General features: G+C 40.8%; 24 protein-coding genes. 21 read left to right on the forward strand and 3 right to left on the reverse strand.

All coding sequences use genetic code 11. The features are described 5' to 3' along the window. The first annotated feature begins 106 nt into the window (after window positions 1–106). From pyrE to lpxC, 10 genes are all read left to right on the forward strand, one after another. Entirely contained in the window at window positions 107–781 is a 675-nt protein-coding gene (gene pyrE, locus G561_RS0101130) for an orotate phosphoribosyltransferase (RefSeq protein ID WP_028857904.1), read from the forward strand. A gap of 165 nt (window positions 782–946) precedes the next feature. Then, window positions 947–1,918: a glutathione synthase gene (gene gshB / locus G561_RS0101135; protein ID WP_028857905.1), complete on the forward strand. Its 972-nt coding sequence runs from the start codon at window positions 947–949 to the stop codon at window positions 1,916–1,918. 363 nt (window positions 1,919–2,281) lie between these two features. Further along, a complete protein-coding gene (locus tag G561_RS0101140; RefSeq protein WP_028857906.1) occupies window positions 2,282–2,725 on the forward strand; it encodes a DUF2147 domain-containing protein in 444 nt (147 codons plus the stop codon). A gap of 496 nt (window positions 2,726–3,221) precedes the next feature. After that, window positions 3,222–4,298, forward strand: a complete 1,077-nt coding sequence (gene murG / locus G561_RS0101145) for an undecaprenyldiphospho-muramoylpentapeptide beta-N-acetylglucosaminyltransferase (RefSeq protein WP_051584299.1) — start codon at window positions 3,222–3,224, stop codon at window positions 4,296–4,298. A gap of 101 nt (window positions 4,299–4,399) precedes the next feature. Next, window positions 4,400–5,830: a UDP-N-acetylmuramate--L-alanine ligase gene (gene murC / locus G561_RS0101150; protein WP_028857908.1), complete on the forward strand. Its 1,431-nt coding sequence runs from the start codon at window positions 4,400–4,402 to the stop codon at window positions 5,828–5,830. 143 nt (window positions 5,831–5,973) lie between these two features. After that, entirely contained in the window at window positions 5,974–6,960 is a 987-nt protein-coding gene (locus tag G561_RS0101155) for a D-alanine--D-alanine ligase (RefSeq protein ID WP_028857909.1), read from the forward strand. Window positions 6,961–7,197: 237 nt separating this feature from the next. Next, entirely contained in the window at window positions 7,198–8,007 is an 810-nt protein-coding gene (locus G561_RS0101160; RefSeq protein ID WP_028857910.1) for a cell division protein FtsQ/DivIB, read from the forward strand. 252 nt (window positions 8,008–8,259) lie between these two features. Then, a complete protein-coding gene (ftsA, locus tag G561_RS0101165; RefSeq protein ID WP_028857911.1) occupies window positions 8,260–9,552 on the forward strand; it encodes a cell division protein FtsA in 1,293 nt (430 codons plus the stop codon). A 95-nt stretch (window positions 9,553–9,647) separates the two neighbouring features. Beyond that, window positions 9,648–10,835, forward strand: coding sequence for a cell division protein FtsZ (gene ftsZ, locus G561_RS0101170; RefSeq protein ID WP_028857912.1), 1,188 nt, complete (start codon window positions 9,648–9,650; stop codon window positions 10,833–10,835). Between the two features lie 239 nt (window positions 10,836–11,074). Further along, window positions 11,075–11,968: a UDP-3-O-acyl-N-acetylglucosamine deacetylase gene (lpxC, locus tag G561_RS0101175; protein ID WP_028857913.1), complete on the forward strand. Its 894-nt coding sequence runs from the start codon at window positions 11,075–11,077 to the stop codon at window positions 11,966–11,968. A gap of 295 nt (window positions 11,969–12,263) precedes the next feature. On the opposite strand, the gene G561_RS0101180 is transcribed toward lpxC, so the two are convergent. Then, entirely contained in the window at window positions 12,264–12,803 is a 540-nt protein-coding gene (locus tag G561_RS0101180; RefSeq protein WP_028857914.1) for a DciA family protein, read from the reverse strand. A gap of 177 nt (window positions 12,804–12,980) precedes the next feature. Between G561_RS0101180 and G561_RS0101185 the strand changes: the two genes are divergently transcribed. Further along, entirely contained in the window at window positions 12,981–13,703 is a 723-nt protein-coding gene (locus tag G561_RS0101185; RefSeq protein ID WP_028857915.1) for a CHAP domain-containing protein, read from the forward strand. Between the two features lie 211 nt (window positions 13,704–13,914). Here G561_RS0101185 and G561_RS0101190 read toward each other — a convergent pair whose 3' ends face one another. Further along, entirely contained in the window at window positions 13,915–14,250 is a 336-nt protein-coding gene (locus tag G561_RS0101190; protein WP_037031443.1) for a YhbY family RNA-binding protein, read from the reverse strand. A 466-nt stretch (window positions 14,251–14,716) separates the two neighbouring features. On the opposite strand from G561_RS0101190, the gene rlmE reads away from it, so the two are divergent. From rlmE to pgsA, 10 genes are all read left to right on the forward strand, one after another. Beyond that, window positions 14,717–15,349: a 23S rRNA (uridine(2552)-2'-O)-methyltransferase RlmE gene (rlmE, locus tag G561_RS0101195; protein ID WP_028857917.1), complete on the forward strand. Its 633-nt coding sequence runs from the start codon at window positions 14,717–14,719 to the stop codon at window positions 15,347–15,349. A gap of 539 nt (window positions 15,350–15,888) precedes the next feature. Further along, entirely contained in the window at window positions 15,889–17,790 is a 1,902-nt protein-coding gene (gene ftsH / locus G561_RS0101200) for an ATP-dependent zinc metalloprotease FtsH (protein WP_028857918.1), read from the forward strand. A 262-nt stretch (window positions 17,791–18,052) separates the two neighbouring features. Then, window positions 18,053–18,949 (forward strand): dihydropteroate synthase, encoded by an 897-nt coding sequence (gene folP, locus G561_RS0101205; protein ID WP_028857919.1) that lies wholly within the window; start codon window positions 18,053–18,055, stop codon window positions 18,947–18,949. Between the two features lie 166 nt (window positions 18,950–19,115). Next, a complete protein-coding gene (locus tag G561_RS0101210; protein WP_028857920.1) occupies window positions 19,116–19,385 on the forward strand; it encodes an FAD assembly factor SdhE in 270 nt (89 codons plus the stop codon). Between the two features lie 73 nt (window positions 19,386–19,458). Next, window positions 19,459–19,890: a protein YgfX gene (locus G561_RS14900; protein ID WP_051584291.1), complete on the forward strand. Its 432-nt coding sequence runs from the start codon at window positions 19,459–19,461 to the stop codon at window positions 19,888–19,890. A gap of 194 nt (window positions 19,891–20,084) precedes the next feature. Continuing rightward, the gene (locus tag G561_RS0101220) at window positions 20,085–20,780 is read left to right on the forward strand and encodes a YidB family protein (RefSeq protein ID WP_028857921.1); all 696 of its coding nucleotides are present in this window, start codon (window positions 20,085–20,087) and stop codon (window positions 20,778–20,780) included. A 286-nt stretch (window positions 20,781–21,066) separates the two neighbouring features. Next, on the forward strand, window positions 21,067–21,744 hold the full coding sequence (tsaB, locus tag G561_RS0101225) for a tRNA (adenosine(37)-N6)-threonylcarbamoyltransferase complex dimerization subunit type 1 TsaB (protein WP_028857922.1): 678 nt from the start codon (window positions 21,067–21,069) through the stop codon (window positions 21,742–21,744). A 93-nt stretch (window positions 21,745–21,837) separates the two neighbouring features. Then, window positions 21,838–22,689, forward strand: coding sequence for an undecaprenyl-diphosphate phosphatase (locus tag G561_RS0101230; RefSeq protein ID WP_028857923.1), 852 nt, complete (start codon window positions 21,838–21,840; stop codon window positions 22,687–22,689). Window positions 22,690–22,741: 52 nt separating this feature from the next. Further along, window positions 22,742–23,638 carry a class I SAM-dependent methyltransferase gene (locus G561_RS0101235; protein WP_028857924.1) on the forward strand — a complete coding sequence of 299 codons (897 nt, stop codon included), beginning with the start codon at window positions 22,742–22,744 and terminating at the stop codon, window positions 23,636–23,638. Between the two features lie 194 nt (window positions 23,639–23,832). Next, window positions 23,833–24,495 carry a CDP-diacylglycerol--glycerol-3-phosphate 3-phosphatidyltransferase gene (gene pgsA / locus G561_RS0101240; RefSeq protein ID WP_028857925.1) on the forward strand — a complete coding sequence of 221 codons (663 nt, stop codon included), beginning with the start codon at window positions 23,833–23,835 and terminating at the stop codon, window positions 24,493–24,495. A gap of 90 nt (window positions 24,496–24,585) precedes the next feature. On the opposite strand, the gene G561_RS0101245 is transcribed toward pgsA, so the two are convergent. After that, window positions 24,586–25,083, reverse strand: coding sequence for a pyridoxamine 5'-phosphate oxidase family protein (locus tag G561_RS0101245; RefSeq protein ID WP_028857926.1), 498 nt, complete (start codon window positions 25,081–25,083; stop codon window positions 24,586–24,588). Window positions 25,084–25,272 lie beyond the last annotated feature (189 nt).

The raw sequence follows: 25,272 nt of genomic DNA on the forward strand, positions 1-25,272 counted from the left end.
AATACCGTCGTTTATTTGACCGGTGTTGTGGTCAGGGCTTTTGGCTTAGCAATGCTTTATTGGGCTAAAAGTTAACATAAATTTTATTGGTTCTATAGGATTATTCATGGCAGTTCCTCCTTCAAATAGCACTTTTAGCAGTAGTGACTTTATTCAACTGGCTTTATCAAACGATGTTTTAAAGTTTGGTGAGTATGTTCTTAAGTCTGGTCGTATTAGCCCGTACTTCTTTAATGCTGGTCTATTAGCCACTGGTGAAACCTTATCTCTACTGGCTAACGGTTATGCCCAAGCGTTGGCAGAGCAAGTCAAAGAGTCTCAGAGTGATGAGTTGGTTATTTTTGGTGCTGCTTATAAAGGTATTCCTTTTGTGGCAGCAACTGCGCAAGCTCTGTGGAATAATCATGGTATCAATGCGCGTTGGGGTTATAACCGTAAAGAGGCAAAAGATCATGGTGAAGGCGGAAATCTAGTGGGCGCCGATGTCAGTGGCAAAGCTGTGTGGGTATTAGATGATGTGATCACTGCCGGTACAGCAATGCGAGAGGTGGTAGAAATTCTTACTGCAGCCGGAGCGACAGTAGCTGGTATTATTGTGGCATTGGATCGTAAAGAGCGCGGTCAAAATGAACAGTCTGCTATTCAAGAGTTGGCAGAAAGCTTACAGGTACCTGTTCAAGCGTTGGTAGATATCGATGACATCATTGATTATGTGGCAAAACATGGAGAGCCAAATCAGTTGGCCAAGATGCGTCATTACCGCGAACAATACGGCGTTTAAGACAGTAGTGAGTTAACTGCTGATAGCTTTGTATCGCTAGTATCATTTTTTGTCAATTTTTTATACTCAAGCTGTCAATCTTAGGTTGGCAGCTTTATTATAACTACCCTTATTATAACTATAAGTATCTATCTGTCAGAGGCAGTTTAAGCGGAGTAAATTATCATGAGTCAACAGTCAAATACTAAGCCACTTAATATTTTAGTGGTCATGGATCCCATTGAGAACGTTAATTATAAAAAGGATTCAACACTGGCTATGATGTGGTCTGCCAGTGATCGGGGTCATGATTTAGGTTACTGTCAAATTCATGATATGTGGTTAGATAGAGGTGAGCTGAAAGTTGACTCTCAGAAAGTAACGGTACGCCGTGATCCGCAAGATTTTTATAGTTTAGAACCAAAAACCACCCATCCAATTACCGATTATGATGTGATCTTAATGCGTAAAGATCCGCCATTTAATATGCGCTTTTTGTATAGCACCTATATGCTTGACCATGCAAAAGAGGCAGGCGTGTTAGTGGTAAACGATCCACAAGCCATTCGTGATTGTAATGAAAAGCTATTTGCCACTTGGTTTAGTGACTTGATGAGTCCAACCATTGTCACTAGCAAACAGTCTCATATTCGTGAGTTTATTGCTGAGCAACAAGACGTTATCGTTAAGCCATTAGATGGTATGGGGGGAACAGGCATCTTTAGATTAACAGCAGACAGCCCAAACATTGGTGCCACCCTTGAAATGCTAACAGAGCTTGAAACGTTGCCAATTATGGCTCAGCGTTATTTGCCTGAGATTAAAGAAGGTGATAAGCGTATTCTAATTGTCGATGGGGAGATTGTTCCATTTAGCTTGGCTCGTATTCCAACCAAAGGCGAGACTCGCGGCAACCTGGCTGCTGGAGGCCAAGGGGTGGCAATGCCAGTTACCGAACAAGAAATGGCTGTGGCAAAAAAAGTCGCGCCTATTGTCAAAGAAAAGGGACTAATGTTCGTTGGCCTAGATGTTATTGGTGGCAAAATAACTGAAATTAACGTTACTAGTCCCACTTGTATTCGTGAAATTAATGATCAGTGCGGTACTGATATTGCCACGGACTTAATCATAGCTATTGAAAATAAAATACAGTCATAGCTTATAGGTGAGATATTTCTGTTAAAAATTACTATAGAAAGAATATAGTAATATAAAGTTAAGCTTATATAACAATTAAATTAAAGATTTAGTGACAATCCCCTTAGTTTTTTGCTACAGTTCTCTATAACTGCTTTTATTATAAACTGCTAGTGACTTATAAATTTCTATTAAGTAGTAAGTTTCTATTGACTGGTAAATTTCTATTACAGGGCTAAGTATCTGCTAAATTATTTGGACTAGAAAAGCTTTCTTTCTGTTTTTAGCTTAGTGCCTTAGCCTTGTACAGCGCAGTTATAAATAGCAGTTTTATTGAGTTTAATTAAATTGATACAAGGAAGTATTATGAATACTGGAGCTACTATGAAAACTTTTACAAAATCTCTTTTATTAACGGCTGGCTTGGCTATTGGATTTAGTGCCAGTGCTGCAGACCAATTAAATAACACCAAGTGGACTACTTATAATGATAGTGGTAAGCCTGATGCAGTGATTCAGTTTAGTGAGAGTAATGGTAAGCTTTCTGCAAAAATCGTGGAAGTTCTTGATCCTCGTGCCGGCTCTAAGACTGTTTGTGATACCTGTAAGGGTAAGTTCAAAAACAAGCCTTTAACCGGAGCCACAGTACTTTGGGATCTTAAAGCAGATCCAAAAAACCCTAATAAATACGAAGGGGGTAAAGGTATTGAGCCAGAAACTGGCATGACCTTCTCAGGTAAAGCTGAGTTAAATGGTAATACCTTAAAGTTACGTGGCTATAAAGGGGTTTCTTTTATAGGTAAAACTAGGACTTTAAAACGCCGTTAGGATTGCTCTCGTCAGTGATTGAGGGGCTAGATAATAGCCTAGAAATTGATCGGTTTGTTCAGTAAAACGTTGCTATTAGTTTCAGAGTCAAATACAAAGCGATAGGTTGTTGTAGTATGTGTTTTTTTGCAGTAATGACTGAGCGAATAGTGAATATCAATATTACTGAAGATTGACCATAAATATTGGCCAAGCTACGACTCGTTCGTGGCTTGGTTTTTTATTTTTTATGCTATTTTTCTAAGGTTTAATGGGATTGAAATTGCGATGATATCTTTAGTAATAGCCTGGCTGTTTGTTGTACAATAAGCAGCCTTGTGAAAAGCACATCATCGCCTAAGTTTATTATTTATGCTATGATTTTTCTCAATTTTGTGTAGACCTATTTTATACCAAAAATCTAGGAGATTTTGCTGTGTCTGAGACCCCTGCTGTAAACAATACGCATCTAGATAGCGTGCCTACTAAGGGCGCAAATGTTGCACCAAACATATTGATGATGGCGGCAGGGACAGGAGGACATGTATTTCCAGCATTGGCGGTGGCAGAAGAGCTGACCAAACGAGGTGCTATCGTACACTGGCTTGGTACCCCGCAAGGTATGGAAAATGACTTAGTCCGTCCTGTCGGTTATATATTTCATACCATCGACATGCAGGGCTTGCGTGGTAAAGGGATTGGCAGAATATTGAAAATGCCTTTTACTTTGTCTCAAGCCATGTTAGCAAGTATCAGAATTATTAAAAGAAATAACATAGATGTGGTAGTGGGCTTTGGGGGTTATGTGAGTGCGCCAGGTGGATTGGCAGCAAGAGCAACTGGTACGCCGTTGATTATTCATGAGCAAAACGCCATTGCCGGTATGAGTAACCGTTACTTAGCGAAGTTAGCTGCTAAAGTACTTCAAGCTTTTCCTAATACTTTCGGTGATAGTAACAGCCCAGATAACCCCAAACTTGAAACTGTGGGTAACCCAGTGCGTGAAGCTATCTGTAATATAGCTGCACCAGAGGAGCGCTATGACCTTAACGATGATAGTCCTTTAAAGCTGTTAGTGGTTGGGGGCTCGCTAGGAGCCGAAGCCTTAAATACCACAGTACCTGCTGCTTTAGCACAGATAGATAAGCCAATTACAGTCTATCATCAGTGTGGTCGCAATAATTTAGCAAGCACCCAAAACAGTTATGGCCCTGTGGACAGAACGGTGCATAATGTTACGGTTAAACCTTTTATAGATAATATGGCCGATGCGTATTCTTGGGCCGATGTCATAGTGTGCCGAGCAGGGGCTTTGACCGTAACTGAAGTAGCAAACGTAGGCTTAGCCGCTATTTTCGTACCTTTACCTCATGCGGTAGATGACCATCAAACCGCTAATGCCCGTTCTCTGGCCATTGAAGATGCGGCTTATCTGATACCGCAGAGTAAATTAACACCAGAGTATTTAGCCCAGACCTTGTTGGATTTGGATCGAGAGAAGTGTAAGAAAATGGCTGAAAAAGGCAAAGCCTTAGCCAATCCCGCCTCTACGGTTATTACAGCTGATATCATCTGGAACCAAATTAGTAAATAAGCTGTTCCTTCTTAGGTTAAGGTTAGCCTAAAAAATTAAATGAATCTGCGCAAAGCTGCAGATCAAAATTTGTTTTATCTATTAGAAAAAAAGAGATATTTATGTCAAAACCACATCTGCGCAAAAGATTAATTGAAATCCCTGAAATGCGTCGTATTAAGTGTATTCATTTTATTGGCATTGGTGGAGCAGGGATGTGTGGTATCGCCGAGGTAATGAAAAACCAAGGCTATGAGGTAAGTGGCTCAGATATCAAAGAAAGTGCAGTCACAAAAAGATTACAGAGCTTAGGTATAAAAGTCTTTATTGGTCATGACTCTAAGAATATTGCACAGGCAGATGTCATCGTGGTGTCCTCTGCGATTGATCGTGAAAACCCTGAAATTCAAGCAGCTTTAAAAGCGCAGCTTCCTGTAGTACGTCGTGCAGATATGCTGGGTGAATTGATGCGTTATCGTCATGGTATTGCCGTTGCTGGTGCTCATGGTAAGACTACAACCACAAGCTTATTGACCATGATGATGACCGAAGCAGGTTTAGACCCCACTTATGTTATTGGCGGTAAACTTAATGCTTCTGGAAAGAACGCCTCTTTAGGGGAGAGCCGCTATTTAATTGCAGAAGCCGATGAGTCTGATGCTTCATTTTTGACGCTTCACCCAATGGCAGCTATTGTCACCAATATTGACCAAGATCATATGGAAACTTATGGCAATAGCTTTGATAAGCTGAAAGCTGCCTATATCCAGTTTTTACAAAACATGCCTTTTTATGGTCTGGCAGTGGTTTGCGGCGATGACAAAGAGTTGTATGCCATGATCGATGATATCGGTCGCCCTGTGTTGACTTTTGGGTTTGAGCCACACAATAATGTTCAAGCCACGGATGTGCGTGTGGAAGGCACTAAGACCCACTTTACTGTATTGCGTAAAGATCATGAGCCACTACAACTTACGTTGAATATTCCTGGTCAACATAACGTGCTAAATGCCTTAGCGGCGATTACGATGGCGACCGATGAAGGCGTTGATGATGAAGCCATTAAACGAGCATTGGCTAAATTTGCTGGAGTAGGTCGCCGTTTTGAGCAGCAAGCTTGTGTTAAAAAGGACGATGGCGATGTGCTGTTAATTGATGACTATGGTCATCACCCAGTAGAAGTTGCGGCCACTATTAAAGCTGCCCGTGAAAGCTATCCAGAGCGCCGCTTAGTTATGTTGTTCCAGCCGCATCGCTATACCCGTACTCGCGACTGCTATGATGATTTTGTGGCTGTGTTATCACAAGTAGATGAGCTGATGCTACTTGATGTTTATAGTGCTGGAGAGACGCCAATTGTTGGTGCGGATACAAAGTCGTTAGCTCGTAGTATTCGTTTGCGTGGTGAGGTAGAGCCAATGGTGATTGATAAAGAAGAGTTGGCACCAGCTATGCAGCGCGTGTTAAAGGCAGGTGACATATTAATCACTCAAGGGGCTGGTAATGTCGGTCAGCTTTGCCAAGAGTTGGCTGCCAACAACCTTTATATTTAATTTGTAACTATTATTATTAGGCTTTAAAGCTAATTTTACCTATACTATTGAAAACTGGGCTGTGTACGCTCTTTGTTGCAGTCTACAATGATTTTATTTGCCACAACCCTAATTGTTTTTTGCCCCAAATCTAACTGTTTAAGATGCCGATAACTATGACTCAATCTGTTACCAATTCAAATGTAAATAATGCTTCCTCTCAAGCCAATACAGCTACTAAGGACCCAAGTGTTTTTGGTAAAGTTGCTGTTGTCTATGGCGGTATCAGTAACGAGCGTGCTGTTTCGTTAGACAGTGGCAGAGCGGTATTAAAAGCTTTACAGTCACAAGGTGTGGATGCTACACATTTTGATCCAAAAGATCAGGACGTTACTGAGCTGAAGAACTATGATCGTGTCTTTAACGTCTTGCATGGCCGCGGCGGAGAGGATGGACAGCTTCAAGGACTACTTGATTGGTTGCAGATTCCACAAACAGGCTCAGGGGTGTTAGCTTCAGCCATTGGTATGGACAAAGTTCGTACTAAGCAGTTGTGGCAGGGCTGTGGTCTATCAACCGCCCCTTTTGCGGTGTTGAATAAAGACACTGATTGGCAGCAAGTAGTTAGTGCTTTAGGTTTACCTTTGATGGTTAAGCCGGTTCATGAAGGCTCAAGTATTGGTATGAGTAAAGTAAATACCTTAGATGAGTTGCCGAAAGCTTATCAATTGGCTTCAGAGTGTGGTGACGTGGTTATGGCTGAGAAATGGATTACAGGCCGTGAGTTCACTATCGTTATTATTGATGATGAAGCCTATCCAGTGATTCGTCTACAGCCTGCAGATGTTTCTAACTTCTATGATTATGAAGCTAAGTACAATCGCAATGATACGATGTATCATATTCCCTGTGGTCTATCAGAAGAAGAAGAAAAGCATTTACAAGAATTGAGCTTAGCCGCCTTTAAAGCAGTGAATGCTGAAGGATGGGGGCGAGTAGATGCGATGCAGGATGAAGAGGGCAACTTCTGGTTATTAGAAATCAATACTGTGCCTGGAATGACTAGCCACAGCTTGGTTCCTATGGCGGCAAAAGCACGGGGTATGGATTTTGAAGAACTTTGTTGGCACATCCTAGCTCAAACCTTATAGTTTGGAACAAGACAGAGAGAGCCGTGGGTAGTTGCTATTAATAACCGCTTGGTGCCTCTCTATCAGTAATACCGATTTTGAGCGATGTTTTCAGTCATTATGACGGCATCAGGCACTATTTTATGACTCATATAACTTGTTATGTCATATTTTGTCATAAATTGATACATGCTCACCAAACATAGCTGCTATCGCTGCTTGAGCAAATACGTTACAATTATGAGTTATTAGACAAAAATGGATACTACGGCTGCTTCTGTGAATAAAACTGCGCTGAACCCAAGTAAATACCTATCCGCTAAAACGTGGATTACTCTTACAGTAGTTTTATTTGTTGCTATTTTTTTTGTAGTATCAAATAGGATTTATCATTCGCAACCTGCAAAAGTGGTTGTGAATACCAAAAACCTAGATGCCGCTCAGTATGAAACCTTAAATAAGGTTATGGCAAAAAAAGAAGCTGGCAGCTTTTTTACAGCTGTATTACCAGAGCTTAAAGACAGTGCGATGCAGCAGGACTGGATCAGTCAAGTAGATATCGAGCGTAAATGGGGAGAAGGTATTGTTATCACAGCTTTGCCCCGAGAAGCAATCGCACGATTTGGTAGTGAGCATTTAATAGATTCACAAGGTAAAGTATATAAGCCTGTCAGTGAGTCTGAATTGTTGCAACCAGGACTGATCATGTTGCAAGGAGATGCCGATCAGTCAACTTTGATTATGCAGCAAATGCAGCAGGTTAATCAGTGGTTTGCGCCGTTAGACATGCAAGTAGAAGATTTGGTATTAACACCCCGTATGACTTGGGCCATCAAATTTAATAATGGGATGCGTATTATTGTAGATAATGAGCATACTTCCCAAAAACTTATGAACTTAAGCCAACTATTACAAAACCAGTTGGCAGATAAAAAAGAGAATATAGCTGCTGCTGACCTACGTTATAAAAATGGCTTTGTCATTGATTGGAAAGCGCAGGTAGAACAGACAACAACGGGAGCAGCAGCGCAGGAAGCAAGTGCTGAAGAAAGTGAGATACCACTTTAATTTAAAGCCGCCTCAAAGATGATTTGAAGCGGTTTTATTTAGTAATTTGAACTTGAAAAGTATTGGCAAAACTAGGCTAAAAATAGTAACAGCTATTGTTTATTAGACTTGGAATTTAGCCAATATATTGGATAGGCTCATAGTAATATTTAGACAGAAACCCCAATTTAACCTTACTGTTTTATTTAGGGTCGTTAGTATAGTTTTATACTAATTATTCCGCACAGTACACACATATATGTTTTAAACTTTATGAGTAAATCTGAAAATCTTCTCGCCGTCATTCATTTAAGCGCCACTGCAGTGTATGTTGTGGTTGGTAATGTTGTCTCTGCAACAGATATACGTATTAAGGGCGTTGGTGAGATACCTACTGAAGATTTTCAGCAAGGTCAGATTAAGCATTTTGATCGCCTAAAAAGCTCTATTCGTCAAGCCATCATCCAAGCTGAAGAAATGGCAAATTGTCGTATTCACAGTGTGTGGCTAACTTTATCAACGCCTGAGCTTCTAAGCCATAATGGCTTTGGGGCAGTAGATATAGAGCAAGGCGTGGTAGAAACTCAGCATATCGTTAAAGCTTTGAGTTTGGCCAAGGCTAGTGTTTTACCTAATACTCATTATCTTATGCATCACTGCCAGCAAGGTATCTTTTTAGACAATCAAGAGCAGATGGTAGATGATGCTATTGGCATGTATGCCAATAAAGTCACTGTCATGTATCACTTAATGATGATGCCAGTGGCCAGTCGACAGAATATCCAAAAGTTAATTCAGGCTTGTGATATAAGTATTGACCATATGTTGTTCGATGCGGTATCAAGTGCTGAATATAGCTTAATGCCTCAAGAGCGTGAGCAAGGGGTTTGTTTAATTGATATTGGAGCGAGTACCACAAGTATCTGCGTTTATCGTGAAAACAAGCTCATATTTACTCACTGTATTGCTGAGGGCGGCAATAAAGTAACAATGGATATATCTGCTGAGTTGAACCTCACTATGATGGAAGCTGAAAAGCTGAAAATTCAGAGAGGCACAGTAGATACTCGTGATGTAGATCCTACTAGGTTTGAGACTTTTGCCAGAGTAGGCATGGCTGATGAAGCAACCATCAGCATGTTACAGTTGGCTCAAATTATTGAAGCTCGCTATATCGAAATCTATCGGATTATTTTCCAAAAATTAGCTGATGAAGGCTTAATGGACTATCTGCAACGTGGTGTCATTCTAACGGGCGGTGGCAGTCAGATTCGTGGAATGGTACGTTTTTCAAAGCGTTTGCTTGAGATGCCTGTGGTTATGAGCAATACCCATGATGCTATTACCGCTTATACTCACTTTGGTGATGATGATAAGGTTAAAGAGCTTAATTTGCGGGTGAATCAGCGTGCCTTGCAAACCGCTTATGGTGCCTTGTTATACAGTCAAAGCGAACAGTTTAAGCACAGTGAAAAAAGTTCACCAGAAGCATTAGAGGTGAATAAGCCTAATAAATTTAGCACTTTCAAACACAATTTGAGTAATTTTTTCAAAAGCATAATATAATTTCTTTATCTATTAAATTTCATATTTCAAAGTCATTATTAGTTAGCACTTATGAGTAAGTAAACTGACTACATAGATGGCCTCAAGGAGTGATAATGTCTAAGTATACAATGGCTAGCAATGGCCACGATTTAAACAATGGTCAGGCTCGTTTTACAGTTTTCGGTGTAGGCGGCGGCGGTGGTAACGCAGTTGAGCATATGGTTCAACAAGGCGTTAAAGGAGTGACTTTTGTTTGTGCAAATACCGATAAACAAGCTTTAGACAGATTAACTGCTGAAAATAAGCTGCAACTTGGTGCACAGACTAACCGTGGTCTTGGTGCTGGAGCAAACCCTGAAGTGGGTCGTGAAGCTGCAGAACAAGATGAAGATGCCATCCGCGAACTGCTTGAGAACTCAGACATGGTGTTTATCACTGCGGGTATGGGTGGTGGTACCGGTACTGGTGCTGCGCCTGTGGTGGCTCGTATTGCTAAAGAAATGGAAATTTTAACTGTGGGTGTGGTTACCACTCCTTTTAAATTCGAGGGTGGTAAGCGTATTAAGGCAGCCAAAGCCGGTATCGATGCACTGTCTAACTTTGTAGACTCAATTATTACCATTCCTAATGACAAACTGCTTAAAGTTTATGGCAATATCTCTATGCAAGATGCCTTCAAAAAAGCAGATGACGTATTGATGCATGCGGTACAAGGTATCGCCCAAACCATTTCTAGTGAAGGTGTGATTAATATTGACTTTAACGATATTCGCACTGCAATGACCGCCAAAGGTCATGCGATGATGGGTATTGGTCGTGCCAGCGGTGAAGATCGCGCGCGTCAAGCAACTGAAAAAGCCATCCGTTCACCCCTACTAGATGACTTACTATTAGAAAATGCCAAAGGTCTAATCGTAAACGTTGTGTCATCTGAATCAGTAACGTTAGATGAGCTAAATGAGATAACTGAAGTTGTAAACGATATTACAGATATTGAAGAAGCGAATATTTTCATTGGTACTGTAATTGATGAAAAACTAGGCGAAGACCTACATGTGACAGTTATTGCTACTGGTTTGACTTTAGATGAGAGAGAAACTCCTGAGCCAATGCCTTCTGCAACTAGTACTCACACTGTTGATCGTGCAACACATACCAGTGCGTTTCATGCCCAGCAAAAATCACAGCCTCAGCCGCAGAGTCAGCCAGCTAGTCCTGCGAGCACTACCGCTACTTCACAGACTAGTGCTACGAAGACCAACAGTATTCAAGATTATTTAAAGCGTCAACAGAATCGTTAATCGCTTTAAGTTAGTTGATTTGAATAACATAAAAAAGCGGTAATAATAAAAAGCCAAGCTTAAGCTTGGCTTTTTTTATGTGTGATTATTATGGACTAAGGTAAATATGACCTTATATAAACTATCTTAACAAGTTACTGTGGTAAAATCCCCTCATTGAATTAGCAGTGCTGAGTACAGTAACTAATAATTAATAAATAATTGAGTAAAAATAGTTAAGTAATAAGAGTATTAACTTTATGAATCAACGCACTTTAAAGCAACCTATTAAAGTAGTCGGTGTGGGCCTACACAGTGGACAGGATGTCACCCTAATTTTGGAGCCTGCTGAGGTCGATAGTGGCATACACTTTTTGCGCACTGATATAGACAACGCACCTTTGATTGCCGCAGATGCCTTCTTAGTTACTGATACCGTCATGTCCTCTAATTTAGTGGTGGACGGGGTCAAAATTGGGACTGTAGAGCACTTATTAAGTGCTTTAGCAGGACTTGGAATAGATAACCTGCTCATTAAAGTTTCGGATGCAGAAATTCCTATCATGGATGGTAGTGCTGCAAATTATGTGGAATTAATACTACAGGCAGGGATTGAAGAGCAGTCAGCTCCCAAGAAATTCCTAAAAATATTAAAGACGGTTAGAGTGGAAGAGGGCGATAAGTCGGCTCAATTAGAGCCTTATTCAGGCTTTTGTTTAGATTTTCAAATTGAGTTTGAGCATCCGGGCATCCCTCAAGATACGCAGCATTACCAGTTTGAGTTCTCTACTAATAGCTATATTGCAAATGTAGGCAATGCCAGAACCTTTGGGTTTATGCGTGATATTGAATACCTCCAAAAAAACAACTTGGCTTTAGGAGGAAGTTTAGACAATGCCATTGTGCTAGATGATAAAGGTATCGTTAATAAAGAAGGACTTCGTCATAAAGAAGAGTTCGTACGCCATAAGATTTTGGATGCTATTGGCGACTTATATTTGGCAAAATATCCGCTAATTGGCAAGTTTTCAGCCTATAAATCAGGGCATGCGTTGAACAATAAATTGATTAGAGCGGTGTATAGTGACCCTGAAAACTTTGAAATTGTAACAATTTATGACACAAGTAATTTTGCAATTGACTATAAATTATAAAAATCAAGTAAAAATCAAAAATATTTCTGCCATTTTCTAAATTATTTTTCGGTTTAAAGCAACATTGTGGAAAGATAAAAAAAAGCGAAACTTCGGTTTCGCTTTTTTTTATCAAAAATTTATGGTTACTTGCACAATCCAAACATTTTCAATACTTAGAAGGGTTCAATCAATAAAAGTTAGTCATTGATTAAATAATAAATCTGGTTATTTTTACGGAGCTAGTTTTAAAAACCAAACATTGTCTACCAATAACACGACGATTGATTACATAATAAAACATTATAGAAGCCTTTTAGTTAGGTTTTGTTAGGCGTTTTAGTGATGCTTTAAGGCGTTCATCTTTAATGACATGCTCTAATGTGTGTGTTATAGTTCGTTTCGTTGTTTCGGTGAGGCCACGTTTGTTATGGCTTCCGCCCTTACTAAGAGTTAAATTCGATTGATTTGAGTGCAAGTTTGAGTAATTCTGATTTTCATTTAAGTGATCAATCGAAGCAGGGTAAGTAACGATTACATCTATATTGTTTAGTACGCTGAATGTAAGAGATTGTTCTTTTAGTATATTAATTAGGTTGTTTGACTGGTATCGAAGATGGTTTGCTGCAGTTTGAGACTGTACAGAAAGCACTAATTGACCTTCTTCATACTTGACTACCCACAGTGATTTTAGAATCTCATCTGGTAGTCCTCTCCCTATTAAAGCTTTCATCTCTTGGGTTAATTGGTTCAGCTCAGAGCATTTATCAGATAAAGACCTAGGCAAGGAAGACGCTGCAGACTTTTGATGATCAATACGCTTTGCTAAATGATTAGGTTTTAATGGGTTTTGCATGGCATACCTCAAACTTAATTTATAGATGAAGTTATCACTGAGTATATAGATAGCATAAACGGTTGCTAAGTCTAAATATAGGCTGTTTCGATAGGTCGTTTGTTTTTAAATGAATATCAATAGACTATTTGACAGGTAAGTTGAATAGTACATTGCAAAATTAATTCTAGGAATGTTATGAAAAAGTCACTTATTATTTTGTCGTTAATGGGGCTAAGTGCCATACAAGCAAATGCTACAGTTCAACAAACGTTTGAGCCAGCCACAAATTCTTCAGCAGTTAAAACGTATAAAGTAGTAAATAATTTCTCTAACATCACTTCTAATAACACTCGAAGTGTTCAGAATATTGAGTATTTAGACAGTCAAGCACAGCAAAAAAGTGATGAACTGGCCCAACTGGCTAGGCAACTAGAAAGCAAATACAGCAATTCAGTTTCTTTTGCTACTTCTGCAAATAACCCAACTTTCTCTTCTGGTCGTTTGACTAGCTCAGCGCCTCCTGCTTTGGCTGCTGCCCGTGCTGCCCGTGCTGCTCACTCTAGAACGATTGGACTATGTGCCCGTTATGTGCGTCAAGCTCTGGAATCTGCAGGCTATGAATTCACTCCTAATCCTTCAGCTTATCAATATGCCACTCGTGGTACTTTAGCACAGGCAGGCTTTGTTAAGCTTAGCAATGACAACTATCAGCCTCAAATTGGTGATGTTGCTGTATTCAACCGCTCATCAAAAAACCCACATGGCCACATTCAAATTTATGATGGTTCACAATGGGTATCAGATTTTAGACAGTCAAAATTCAGTCCATACAGCACCCACAATGGCTATAGCGTATGGCGTGATGGTCGCTACTTAGACGCAACAAGCCAAGGCACTTACTTAGCGATGAACGATTAGTAGTCAGGCTACTTTTATAAGCCTTAATCGCTAGCTATACCAAAAAATCTCATTTACATCTGAACTATTTGTTTTAGATAAATGAGATTTTTTTGATTGTTGAATCAATTAAGAATAGATAAAAATAATTGAGAGTCAATAACACAATAAAGGCCGCTAAATTAGCGGCCTTTATTTTAAACAACTGCTTTTGGACAGTTAACAAAAGCCATTAATCGCTATAACGACTTAAGTTAGATAGCTTAGGATTAGCATTAGGATTACGGCGTAATAATAGAGCCATGCGCCCAATACTATGAATAAGCTGAGCACCAGTCTTTTCAGCAAGATCACTACTAAATACTTCGCGCTCTTCTTTAGAGCCTGGTGGTGTCTTTATTTTAATAAGCTCATGATCATTTAAAGCGCGATCCAGCTCTTCTATTACTGACTCAGTTAAACCCTTGTTGCCGATAGTAACCACAGGCTTTAACTCATGACCGATGCCTTTAAGGCGGCGTAATTCAGTATTGTCCAATGCAGGACGGTTGTTTTTTGCAGTACTCATATTGTCTCAGTATTAATTATTAGGCCTAACTTAACCAGCCTTGAAAAGGGAAAATAAGATGGGCCAATATATGGCACCACCTAAAACAGAATCTTGACGCTTACACTCTATACAGTCATAGCTTTATTAACGCATATCGTTATTGAAGCATACAGTTGTTACAGCGAAGTAGATTCACAGGGGCATTATAAAGAAAGTTACTGCCCCTTGCATGATGAGTTTGTAATACTGACTAAATTTAATTGGCTTCTTTAAGTTAAGTCATGAAATTTTAAGTTAAGTTGTGATTAAACTTAAGCTTCATGTATTTAAATTCTATCTATTTTAAATCAGTGATTTAGTTAAGCCACAAAGTTTTACCAGGCCATAAGCTTAATAGTTTAAATAATGGTAGAATTTGCTTTAATTACTTTAATTAATAGTTATCACGTCTCTATTCTATATATACAGTTACAGTGAGGATATTTTGGCAACCCGTATTACTAACAAGACATTATCTAAAAGCAGTAAAGCTTGGATGAAAGAGCATTTGGATGACCATTATGTACAGCTGGCTCAAAAAGAGGGCTATCGTGCTCGTGCTGCCTATAAGCTATTAGAGATTAATGAAAAAACCGACCTCATTAAAAAAGGGATGACGGTTGTAGACTTGGGTAGTGCTCCTGGCAGTTGGTCACAGGTGGCTGGTAGATTGGTAGGCGATAGTGGCATATTGATTGCTTCTGATATTTTACCTATGGATGCGCTGGAGAACGTGACCTTCATTCAAGGTGATTTTAGAGAAGAAGAAGTATTTGATAAATTGATGAATGAGGTGGGCGATAGACAAGTAGATGTGGTGCTATCAGATATGGCGCCCAACACATCTGGTCACGCCGCAGTAGATCAGCCTCGTATGATATATCTATGTGAATTGGCGGTAGATTTTGCTCTAAGAGTGCTTCCGAAAGGTGGGTCATTAATAATGAAGGTATTCCAAGGGGAAGGGGAGCAGCAGTTACGCCAACAGTTACAGTCTCAGTTTTCTAAGGTGCGTACCATTAAGCCTGCCGCCTCTCGCCCTCGTTCAAAAGAGGTATTTTGGGTAGCCACCAAGTAACTTAAGCCATTTAGCAAACTCAATAAGCCTTAGCTGAATAGTCTTAGTTAGATATTAGTTAGTTATTTAGTTTTCTATCGATTCATATTTAAGCTTAGGATTATTGGTGACTCTTTTTTTATCAGCTCTCTATTTTTGTGAATAATCAGTCTACTTGTCCTTAGTGGTAAGGGACAGTGGCAGGTGACACAATACTCGACTTGAGCCAAGAAAGTGGCCTATTTAGTCGGTGGGATAAGTAAGTAAATCTATAATTTGGATATTATTATCTGCTTTATCCTTGATAAATAAGTAGAGTGACCTAATAAAGAGAAGTATCAGCAATGGTTCGTTAAAATCGTAGTTTTTTCATTAAGAGCATGGTTTTAAGGGCGTTAAGCTCTATTAGAAATATTATAAAAAATTAATGACAGAATAATCAATGCGTGTATTAACACGGTGACGAGCCATAATTGTTTTTTTGTCTCATGTTATAATGCAAGATTAGGCAGAATTTTGAATACATCAATAAGTAAGGGATGGTATAGCTTGTGAGCGACATGGTAAAAAATACCTTATTGTGGCTAGTTGTTATCGGCGTATTAGTGCTGGTATTTAGCAACTTTGATAGCAGTAATGAGCCGGATGCGCTCAATTACTCTGAGTTTGTAACTCAAGTCACTGAGGACCAAATTAAAAGCGTCAAAATCGATGGTGAACAAATCACCGGAGAAAAAGTTAACGGCTCGGAGTTTGAGACTATTGTCCCTGCCGTGGTTGACGATCAGTTAATGCCTACATTACGTAAGCATAACGTTGAGGTGCAGGGAGCAGCCCCTGAGCGCCAAAGCATTATGTTGCAGTTATTAATTGCAAGTTTCCCTGTTCTGCTTATTATCGGTATCTTCTTATTCTTCATGCGTAACATGCAGGGCGGCGCAGGTGGTAAGGCCGGCGGACCTATGAGCTTTGGTAAATCCAAAGCGAAGATGCTTGGTGAAGACCAAATTAAAGTTAACTTTAATGATGTGGCTGGGGCTGAAGAGGCTAAAGAAGAGGTTATCGAAGTTGTTGACTTCCTAAAGGATCCAGACAAATTTACTAAGCTTGGTGCAACCATTCCTCGCGGTATTTTAATGGTGGGTCCACCAGGTACGGGTAAGACGTTACTTGCTAAGGCCATTGCAGGTGAAGCAAAAGTACCTTTCTTCTCAATTTCAGGCTCTGACTTCGTAGAGATGTTCGTCGGTGTGGGTGCTTCTCGTGTCCGCGATATGTTTGAACAAGCTAAGAAAAATGCGCCTTGTATTATCTTCATTGATGAGATTGATGCCGTAGGTCGCAGCCGTGGTACCGGTATGGGCGGTGGTAATGACGAGCGTGAGCAAACGCTTAACCAGTTACTTGTTGAGATGGATGGTTTCGAAGGTAATGACGGTATTATCGTTATTGCGGCCACTAACCGTGCAGATGTGCTAGATAAAGCCTTATTGCGTCCAGGTCGTTTTGACCGTCAAGTGCACGTTGGCTTACCAGATATCAAAGGCCGTGAAGAGATCTTAAAAGTGCATTTACGTAAACTCCCTGCAACGGTTGGCGTTGATATCAATGCGTTAGCGCGTGGTACACCTGGCTTTAGTGGTGCCCAGCTGGCTAACTTGGTAAACGAAGCGGCTTTATTTGCGGCGCGTCGTAATAAGACCAGTGTTGATATGAATGACTTCGAAGATGCTAAAGACAAGCTATTTATGGGTCCTGAGCGTAAGTCTATGGTGCTGCGTGAAGAAGAGCGCCGTGCGACCGCTTATCATGAAGCTGGTCATGCGTTAGTAGCAGAAATGCTGCCAGGTACTGACCCTGTGCATAAAGTGACCATCATGCCGCGTGGCTGGGCATTGGGCGTAACTTGGCAATTACCTGAGTTTGACCAAACTAGCTTAGATAAGTCAAAAATGCTAAATGATATTGCTATCTTGTTTGGTGGCCGTATTGCAGAAGAAGTGTTTGTAAACCAGAAGACCACAGGGGCTTCAAATGACTTTGAGCGCGCCACCAAGATGGCACGTGCGATGGTTACCAAATATGGTATGTCTGATGCACTAGGTGTAATGGTTTATGAAGATGATGATGCGTCACAAGGCTACTTTGGGGGTATGACCCGAAGCATTTCTGAAGCTACACAGCAGAAAGTGGATGAAGAGATTCGTCGTATCCTAGAAGAGCAATATGATATTGCCCGTGAAATCATCGAAGCAAATAAAGACAAAATGCATGCGATGGTTGATGCCTTGATGAAGTGGGAAACCATTGATAGAGATCAGTTACAAGACATCTTAGCGGGTAATGAGCCTCGTGAACCTCGTAATTATCAACAAGAGAAGGATGTCACCCCTAAAAAAGAAGAGATAGACTCTACTGATTCACCTTCAGGGCCTACGCCTCCTCCATTACCAGCTATGTAGCACTTTAAATAGAGTAGGAAGTTCAAAACTTCATACTCTTAGGTTTGATAAAGAAGGCATCTTCAGTTGAAGGTGCCTTTTTTTGTGCTTGTTTCGGTAAGCAGTAGGTCTCTATTGCGCCACTATAATCCTCATATCTGCTAAAATAGGTAAGTTACAAAGACAGGAGCCATCATTATAAAAAGATTGCCAACTGACCTAACTATCAGCTTTTAACCTGCTATTAACTTTAAGCCTGAAGATCAGAAGAATAACTATTACTATGCAACTACACCCTTTTCCCAATACCGTAATTGAGACCAAAACGATAACCGCACAGTCTAAGCAGTTAGATTTGTCTCAGCCACACATTATGGGTATCTTAAATGTGACGCCAGACTCATTCTCCGATGGTGGCAAATTTAATAACATCAAGGCTGCTTTAACTCACTGTGAGCAGATGCTACAGCAAGGGGCAACTATTATTGATATTGGTGGGGAATCTACCCGCCCTAATGCTAGCCCTGTCACAGTAGAAGAAGAGTGCTCTCGTGTAGTGCCTGTGGTAGAAGCTATTCGTCAACAGTTCGGTGAAGAGATATGGCTTTCTATTGATACCAGTTCGCCAAAAGTTATAGAGCAAGCGGTACAAGCTGGGGCAGATATCTGGAATGATGTTAGAGCATTGAGCCGAGAGGGTGCGACTGAGATGGCTGCCAAATTAAATATACCGGTGGTATTAATGCATATGCGTGGCGAGCCGACCACCATGAATGCCAAAGCCAGCTATCAGGACGTGTTGCAAGAAGTTATAACTGAGCTAAAGCAGCGTATTGACTGTGCCGTACAAGCGGGGGTAGAGCTTAGTAATATTATTATTGACCCTGGGTTTGGCTTTGCCAAAAATTATGAACATCATAAAACCTTATTAAAACAACTTAGTGAGCTGCATCAATTACAGTTGCCTATTTTATTTGGCATCTCTCGTAAGCGCTTTTTGGGTGAGGTTCTGAACCGGACAGAGCTTCCTGCTTTTAGTGAGCATCAAGCTACTGATCGGGATGGAGTGGGCATGGCCGCGGCCTTACTGGCTTTTCAGCAAGGGGCTAGTATTGTACGCACTCATAATGTGGGCCTGACCATGCAGGGGCTGGCCTTATGGCGGCAGCTTAACTCCTAGTTCAGCACTTTGCAGAACCCTTGTTTGCTTTTATCTCAACAAGCTCTTTATTAGTGAGCTTTAAAGTTAGCAGGCATTAATAAACAGACACTAATAAAGAAGCCTTAAGGCCACATCGACCGAGTTTTTATCTTTAATTTATATTGTATCCAGGAGTGATTTAAAAATGACACAACCAGAACCCACCAATGAGCAGCGTAGAGTTATTTATCAAGCCCGTCGTGGTTTAAAAGAGCTGGATTTCTACATTGATCCTTATGTTAAGCAGCACTATTTGACTGCAGATGAAGAAGAACAAGCCACTTTTGCTAAGCTACTAACATATGAAGATCCAGATCTACTAAATTACTTTATGAATCAAGATACTCCAGATGATCCTAAGGTAGCTGAATTGGTTTTGAAATTAAAAACCTTACAACATGGTGATTTATCTTAAATCTGATTGCCGCCTCCGTTTTTTATAACTCAAAATTCGATCAGCAACAGCTGTGTATTACTAAACGATCGATATGAGTACCCAGCTGGTTATCGAGATTACCGCGGTCAGTCACTGGCAGCGACTATATAGCTGTGGTTTTTTGTTGCTGCTATTACTGATAGTCAGTGCCACAGACCTTCCTTTTTATAGGCTATTAGCAGTGGGTGTGGCTGGGTTGCTACTTTGTATTTTGCTCGAGATTACAAGAAGTGGGCAGCCTTTACACATTACGGGCTGCAATATTGACGAAGTTAACGCACATTGGCAGTTACTTATTCAGGGCCGTCATCAGCCCATACTTTGGCAAGCAAAATTGATATCTACCCAAAGTTTTAGTCACTGTGTGCAATTAATATTCGATACTGAGCAGCCTATACAGCGCCGCGAAACCGTCCTGATTTGGAAAGACCAAGTCGAGGCTGACACTTGGCGTGAGCTAAAAGTTCTGAGCCGATGGGGCTAATTTGAAGTAGAACGCACTAGATGAGCGTGGCCGATGATAGTTAGATAACAAATCACATAAAAATAGCTTGGGAAATAATACTAGGTTAGGTGGTAAGCTTGTTGACAATAATTTAAACCCAGACCCCAATAAGTACTTGTGGTTTGCTATTTTGGAACTATTTAAATTACTTTGAAGTTATTAAGGAGAATTTTATGAGTTTATTAGGGAATTTAGTTACTCAGGTAGCCCGTCAGGCACTGGAATCACAAGATACGAAGCGCAGCCCTAACCAGCGTACTCAATCTGCTTCTACGGGAGGATTAGGGGGCATCTTAGATAGTGTCCTAGGCGGTAGTACTTCCGCCCAAGCCAATACTCGAGCCCAAAGTAATGGTTTTGGTCTTGATGATATTATTGGTGGAATGCTAGGGGGTCAGATGGGTGGCCAATCAAGTGGTGCTGGCGGTTTGGGCAGCATCTTAGGCAGCGTATTAGGCGGAGGCCAAGCCAGTAGAGGGACTCAAGCAGGTAATAATAAAGCCATGTTGGTCGCTGCTCTGATGCCCATCGCCCTAAATTGGATTCAACGCAATGGGGGTCTATCTGGCGCATTGAATAAAGTTAAAGATATGGGATTTGGTAATCAAGCCCAGTCTTGGATGAGCACCCAGCAGCAAAACCAAAACCTAGACCCCAATCAAATTAACAAGTTATTTGATCAGCAAGAAATTGATCATGTGTGTCAGCAGACAGGAGCTGATGAGACAGAAGTACGCCAAGGCTTAGCTGAGCTGCTGCCAGAGATTGTTAATCAGCTTACTCCAAGTGGCGACTTAGCAAAAGAGCAACAAGCCAATAGTGAAATTAATGAGATTCTAAGTCAAATCTCAGCCTCTTTACCCAAGTAGCTTGGACTCAACTAAAGCCTAACTCATCGCTTATCGACAGTTAGCTTAGATGGGCTAAGCTCTATTCTCAAAGAAAAAACCGATAAATATCAGAGCCAGATTGCTTTTATTAGCAGGTCTGGCTTTTTTATTGTTATCGTTGTGTGAATTTTAAATGAGAATCAATGAAATGGCCTAACTACTGATTTATCAAAGGGATTGCTAGTGGTATGATAAGCTGTCTATTTTTTATACTTGCACCTCCGCATTAGATACACACTGCATTTTAGCTTTTAAAGAGGCCCTCATGTTTTTGGCAATCGATACCGTTTTTGACCAGTGTTCAGTAGCCGTAGTCAATACAGAACTAGAGATACTTAGTTGTCATACTGAGCCTGGCAAACGAGAACAGACTCAACTTATCTTGCCAATGATTGATGCTGCGTTAAATGAAGCAGGGCTTAAGCTTGCTGATATAACGGCTTTAATCTTTAATCGTGGCCCAGGTCCTTTTAGTGGGATTAGAATTAATACCGCTGTGGTGCAAGCCTTATCGGTAGCTCATGATCTACCTTGTGTCGGCGTATCAAGTTTGAGAGCAATTGCTCAAGCGGCCTTTGATCAGCAGGGGCTGCAGCAAGTTTATGCAGCGTTTGATGCGCGTATGAAGCAGGTTTATTTTGCTCAGTATCAGTTGGATTCCACCTCACAAGTAATGAGGCTAACTGAGGGTACAAATGAGCAGCTGCTAGACTATGACCAAAGCACTGAGCTTGATTGGCCCATAGTTGGCAATGGGGCTGAATTATTAACGGCTCAGCAAAATCAGCCCCTCTATGCTGACATTCAGCCCGATGCGGTTACGTTAGCTAAGTTGGGCATTGCTCATTATTTACAGCAAGGCGGTGTACCTGCAGAGCAGGCTCTACCCGTATATTTACGCAATGATGCTTGGAAAACCTTGAAAGAGCAGGGTAAAGCTTAAGTAAGTATTGGCAACTTGCTGTTTGCTGAGCGCTATATTAATTAAAACCATTTATTTTAATATTATTTAATCTTAATACAGAGAGACTTTACTTTGGATCTGTTACTCATTTTTAAAGCAATAATCATGGGTATTGTAGAGGGTATTACTGAGTTTTTGCCCATATCCAGTACCGGTTATTTAATTTTATCTGCAGACCTTATGGGTTTTTGGACCAAAGAAAAAGCAGACTTATTTATTGTGGTTATTCAGCTGGGCGCTATCTTGGCTGTGGTCTATGAATACTGGGGACGCCTGTGGCATGCCTTAATGGGCTTGATAACCGGTAAATCAGAAGGCCCAAACGCCCTAAAGAATCCTCGTCAGTTGGGATTGAGCCTTATTGTGGCTACCATCCCTGTGATGATTGTTGGCTTTACGATGGCGGATCAAATTAAGCAGTATTTGTTCAACCCCTATACGGTTGCCATTATGCTGATCTTGGGTGGTCTACTGATCTTCTATGTTGAGCGTAAGCCGATACCTATTGTGGCAGAAGAAGCAGAGGATGTGAGCTTTAAGCATGCGTTAATGATAGGATTGTTTCAGTGTTTGGCACTTATTCCAGGCACCTCACGCTCAGGATCAACCATCATCGGTGCGTTATGGTTAGGGGTGTCTCGTAAAGCGGCAGCTGAGTTTTCATTCTTTCTAGGTATTCCGGTCATCATCGGTGCTGGCTTGTTGGATCTAGCTAAGCACATAGATGTGTTATCCAGCTCCGAGGATTGGCTAGTATTGGCGGTGGGCATAGTAGTGTCATTTATCATTGCCCTGCTATGTATTCGTTGGTTGGTGGACTGGGTGAGTCGTCGTGACTTCACTATCTTTGCTTGGCTCAGAATTATCACTGGTATCATCGTGCTATTAGTGGCTTGGATTTTTGGCTATACCATCCAAGGCTAAAGCCAGTTAATACAGACTGTTATATTCGGTAGCAGTAGATAAGGTTACGATAATGAGTCATACACTGGATGTCGCTAATGTTAATGTTCCGATAGTCTATTCAGCAGCTGTGGAGGCTGAAGCCGTCCCTGTTATCCAAAGATTACAGCAGCTGATTGAAGTGGCCGACTTGTCGTTAACATTACAAGTGATTAGCATTGAGCAAAAGCTGAGCCAAAAAGTACGTCAGCAGCTCAGTGATCAATATCAGACTCCGCTATTTATTATTGATAATAAACTGCAGCTGTCACTGTTAACCCATCAGATTAGTGTGGCTCCAGATTGGAAAAGTTTACAGCGCCGAGTGGTGAGTGCAGGTCGAAAGTCAGAGATATTACTTCAGGCTTGTAAGCTCACCGATAAAAGCCAAGTGCTTGATGCCACCGCAGGCTTTGGTCATGACAGCTTAATCCTTGCCAGTACTGGGGCCCAAGTAACGCTGTTAGAGCGTAATCCTTTAATGGCGTTACTGCTGATGTATGAGCAGCAGCTGATGTCGCAGCAAGCCAATTGGCAAAAGTTAATGGCAAGATTAAAGGTCGAGTGTGCAGACTCTGCTAAGTTTATGGAAGCTTTGTCTGTAGCGGCTCAAGACGGGCAAGCGCTAAATACTTCAGCTTACGATGTGGTTTATTTAGACCCTATGTTCCCTGAGAATAGTTATGAAAACACGGCGACGGGTAAGGGAGCTAAAGTAGGTAAGCACATGCAGGCGCTGCATCACATTGCCGAGCCGCCAGATCTTGAGGAAGAACAGAAGCTATTAGACCTAGCTTTAAATACAGTTGTGCCAGGTGGCCGAGTGGTGGTGAAGAGACCGGCAGCTGCTCCGTTATTTGCTCAATCCAGCCCAGATGAAAGTTGGCACAATGATGTACTGCGATTTGATGCTTATTTTAATCTCACCTAAATCCAGAACGATAGTCAACATGTCACAGTAGTAACTTATAGTATTTAAAGTCTTATAAAGTCACTAAGCTGTAAACATTGTTGATAATGCAAACTAACTTATTAGGACTTACTAAAATTAGGTATAAATGATAAGCTAACTGAAATTAAACGCTCTTTATGAGTAACTCTGACATAAGTAACTTTGACTCGATCATGACTCAATCATCATTACAGCCGAATAAAGAAGCCAGTATTTTTAACCTACCAAACAATTTAACCATGGCTCGTATCGCTATGATTCCCTTGTTTGTAGCCATTGCCTACTGGCCCCCTGCGCTGGGCATTGGGGTTCCGATGATTTCGGACAATGCCATTGCTAACATCGGCATGAATATGGATGCTTTTAGCGATAGTATGTTTCGGCATCTATTGTTGACGTTGTTATTTGTTTTGGCTGCTATTACCGATTGGTTGGATGGTTATTTGGCCCGTAAGATGAATATTGTCTCTGCATTTGGTCGATTTTTGGATCCTGTTGCCGATAAGCTTATGGTCGCCGTCGCGTTAATTGTGTTGGTCCAATGGCATCCAAATATTATTATGTCAATCGCTGCCATTGTGATTATCTCACGTGAAATTGCGGTCTCTGCTTTACGAGAGTGGATGGCGGAATTAGGAGCTCGCACCAGTGTGGCTGTGTCTTATGTGGGTAAATTAAAAACCACTTTTCAGATGGTGGCCATCACCGTTTTATTATTGAATATTGAATCTTTAGAAACGATTGGCTATATCCTGATGGTTGCTGCTGTGGTACTGACTTTGTGGTCAATGATGATTTATATGAGAGCTGCTTGGCCTTACTTAAAACAGAGCTAATTTAACACAGTTGAATAGCCAATAAAAACGCCCTAACTTTGATAGTAGGGCGTTTTTTTATTGTGCTTTTAATTAATCAAATTTAACTAATTAATCAAATTCAACGGAGCCATTTTCGCCTAGACTGTCTGCCACTTTTCCATCTTGTAGGGCCGCAACTGCCAACTTTGCTGCATTCACTACACCGCTACCACTGCGCCAGAACTCAGCACCATTTGGCACGACTTTAATTAACTGCACATTTTCATCCTCTTTGCCATGCTCATAAAATGCATTATGAATAGGGGACCACAGCTCATCTAGTTTGGCCTGATCTTCAATTAATTCAGCCTCACCATTAATAGATACGTAATCCTTACTGTCTTGACTAACGTAAGAAAGGTTTACTTGAGCATTGTTTTTAATATTAGCAACTGCTTCAGTGCTTTTATCACCAATGAACCAGATTTCACGAGCTCCAAGACTGGTTTCGCTAGTGGTCATCGGGCAGGCATGCAAGTGACCCTCACTAGTGATGGTAGTCATCATAGCAAACTTAATGTCTTTAACGATTTCACGAATAGTGTCTATCTGCTGTTGTTTACTCATTTTTATTTCCCTTTAATGATTTGAATTTATTGTATGGATTGTTGTTGAAAGCATTTTTTATAGCCAACTTTCATAGTAAGTCGATGACAAATAAATGAACACATTGAAAATGTAAGAGATGAAGGGAGTTTGTAAGCAGTCAGCGGTTTTGGTTAATTCTAGTAAGTAAATCTTTTTGCAAAAGAGTGA

It is taken from the genome of Psychrobacter phenylpyruvicus DSM 7000 = NBRC 102152 (genome assembly GCF_000685805.1).
Lineage (GTDB): Bacteria > Pseudomonadota > Gammaproteobacteria > Pseudomonadales > Moraxellaceae > Psychrobacter > Psychrobacter phenylpyruvicus.

Bases quoted from the DNA above. Each gene is read 5' to 3' on its own strand.
- pyrE (WP_028857904.1), top strand. From the start codon at position 107: ATGGCAGTTCCTCCTTCAAATAGCACTTTTAGCAGTAGTGACTTTATT.
- gshB (WP_028857905.1), top strand. From the start codon at position 947: ATGAGTCAACAGTCAAATACTAAGCCACTTAATATTTTAGTGGTCATG.
- G561_RS0101140 (WP_028857906.1), top strand. From the start codon at position 2,282: ATGAAAACTTTTACAAAATCTCTTTTATTAACGGCTGGCTTGGCTATT.
- murG (WP_051584299.1), top strand. From the start codon at position 3,222: ATGATGGCGGCAGGGACAGGAGGACATGTATTTCCAGCATTGGCGGTG.
- murC (WP_028857908.1), top strand. From the start codon at position 4,400: ATGTCAAAACCACATCTGCGCAAAAGATTAATTGAAATCCCTGAAATG.
- G561_RS0101155 (WP_028857909.1), top strand. From the start codon at position 5,974: ATGCCGATAACTATGACTCAATCTGTTACCAATTCAAATGTAAATAAT.
- G561_RS0101160 (WP_028857910.1), top strand. From the start codon at position 7,198: ATGGATACTACGGCTGCTTCTGTGAATAAAACTGCGCTGAACCCAAGT.
- ftsA (WP_028857911.1), top strand. From the start codon at position 8,260: ATGAGTAAATCTGAAAATCTTCTCGCCGTCATTCATTTAAGCGCCACT.
- ftsZ (WP_028857912.1), top strand. From the start codon at position 9,648: ATGTCTAAGTATACAATGGCTAGCAATGGCCACGATTTAAACAATGGT.
- lpxC (WP_028857913.1), top strand. From the start codon at position 11,075: ATGAATCAACGCACTTTAAAGCAACCTATTAAAGTAGTCGGTGTGGGC.
- G561_RS0101180 (WP_028857914.1), bottom strand. From the start codon at position 12,803: ATGCAAAACCCATTAAAACCTAATCATTTAGCAAAGCGTATTGATCAT.
- G561_RS0101185 (WP_028857915.1), top strand. From the start codon at position 12,981: ATGAAAAAGTCACTTATTATTTTGTCGTTAATGGGGCTAAGTGCCATA.
- G561_RS0101190 (WP_037031443.1), bottom strand. From the start codon at position 14,250: ATGAGTACTGCAAAAAACAACCGTCCTGCATTGGACAATACTGAATTA.
- ftsH (WP_028857918.1), top strand. From the start codon at position 15,889: ATGGTAAAAAATACCTTATTGTGGCTAGTTGTTATCGGCGTATTAGTG.
- folP (WP_028857919.1), top strand. From the start codon at position 18,053: ATGCAACTACACCCTTTTCCCAATACCGTAATTGAGACCAAAACGATA.
- G561_RS0101210 (WP_028857920.1), top strand. From the start codon at position 19,116: ATGACACAACCAGAACCCACCAATGAGCAGCGTAGAGTTATTTATCAA.
- G561_RS14900 (WP_051584291.1), top strand. From the start codon at position 19,459: ATGAGTACCCAGCTGGTTATCGAGATTACCGCGGTCAGTCACTGGCAG.
- G561_RS0101220 (WP_028857921.1), top strand. From the start codon at position 20,085: ATGAGTTTATTAGGGAATTTAGTTACTCAGGTAGCCCGTCAGGCACTG.
- tsaB (WP_028857922.1), top strand. From the start codon at position 21,067: ATGTTTTTGGCAATCGATACCGTTTTTGACCAGTGTTCAGTAGCCGTA.
- G561_RS0101235 (WP_028857924.1), top strand. From the start codon at position 22,742: ATGAGTCATACACTGGATGTCGCTAATGTTAATGTTCCGATAGTCTAT.
- pgsA (WP_028857925.1), top strand. From the start codon at position 23,833: ATGACTCAATCATCATTACAGCCGAATAAAGAAGCCAGTATTTTTAAC.
- G561_RS0101245 (WP_028857926.1), bottom strand. From the start codon at position 25,083: ATGAGTAAACAACAGCAGATAGACACTATTCGTGAAATCGTTAAAGAC.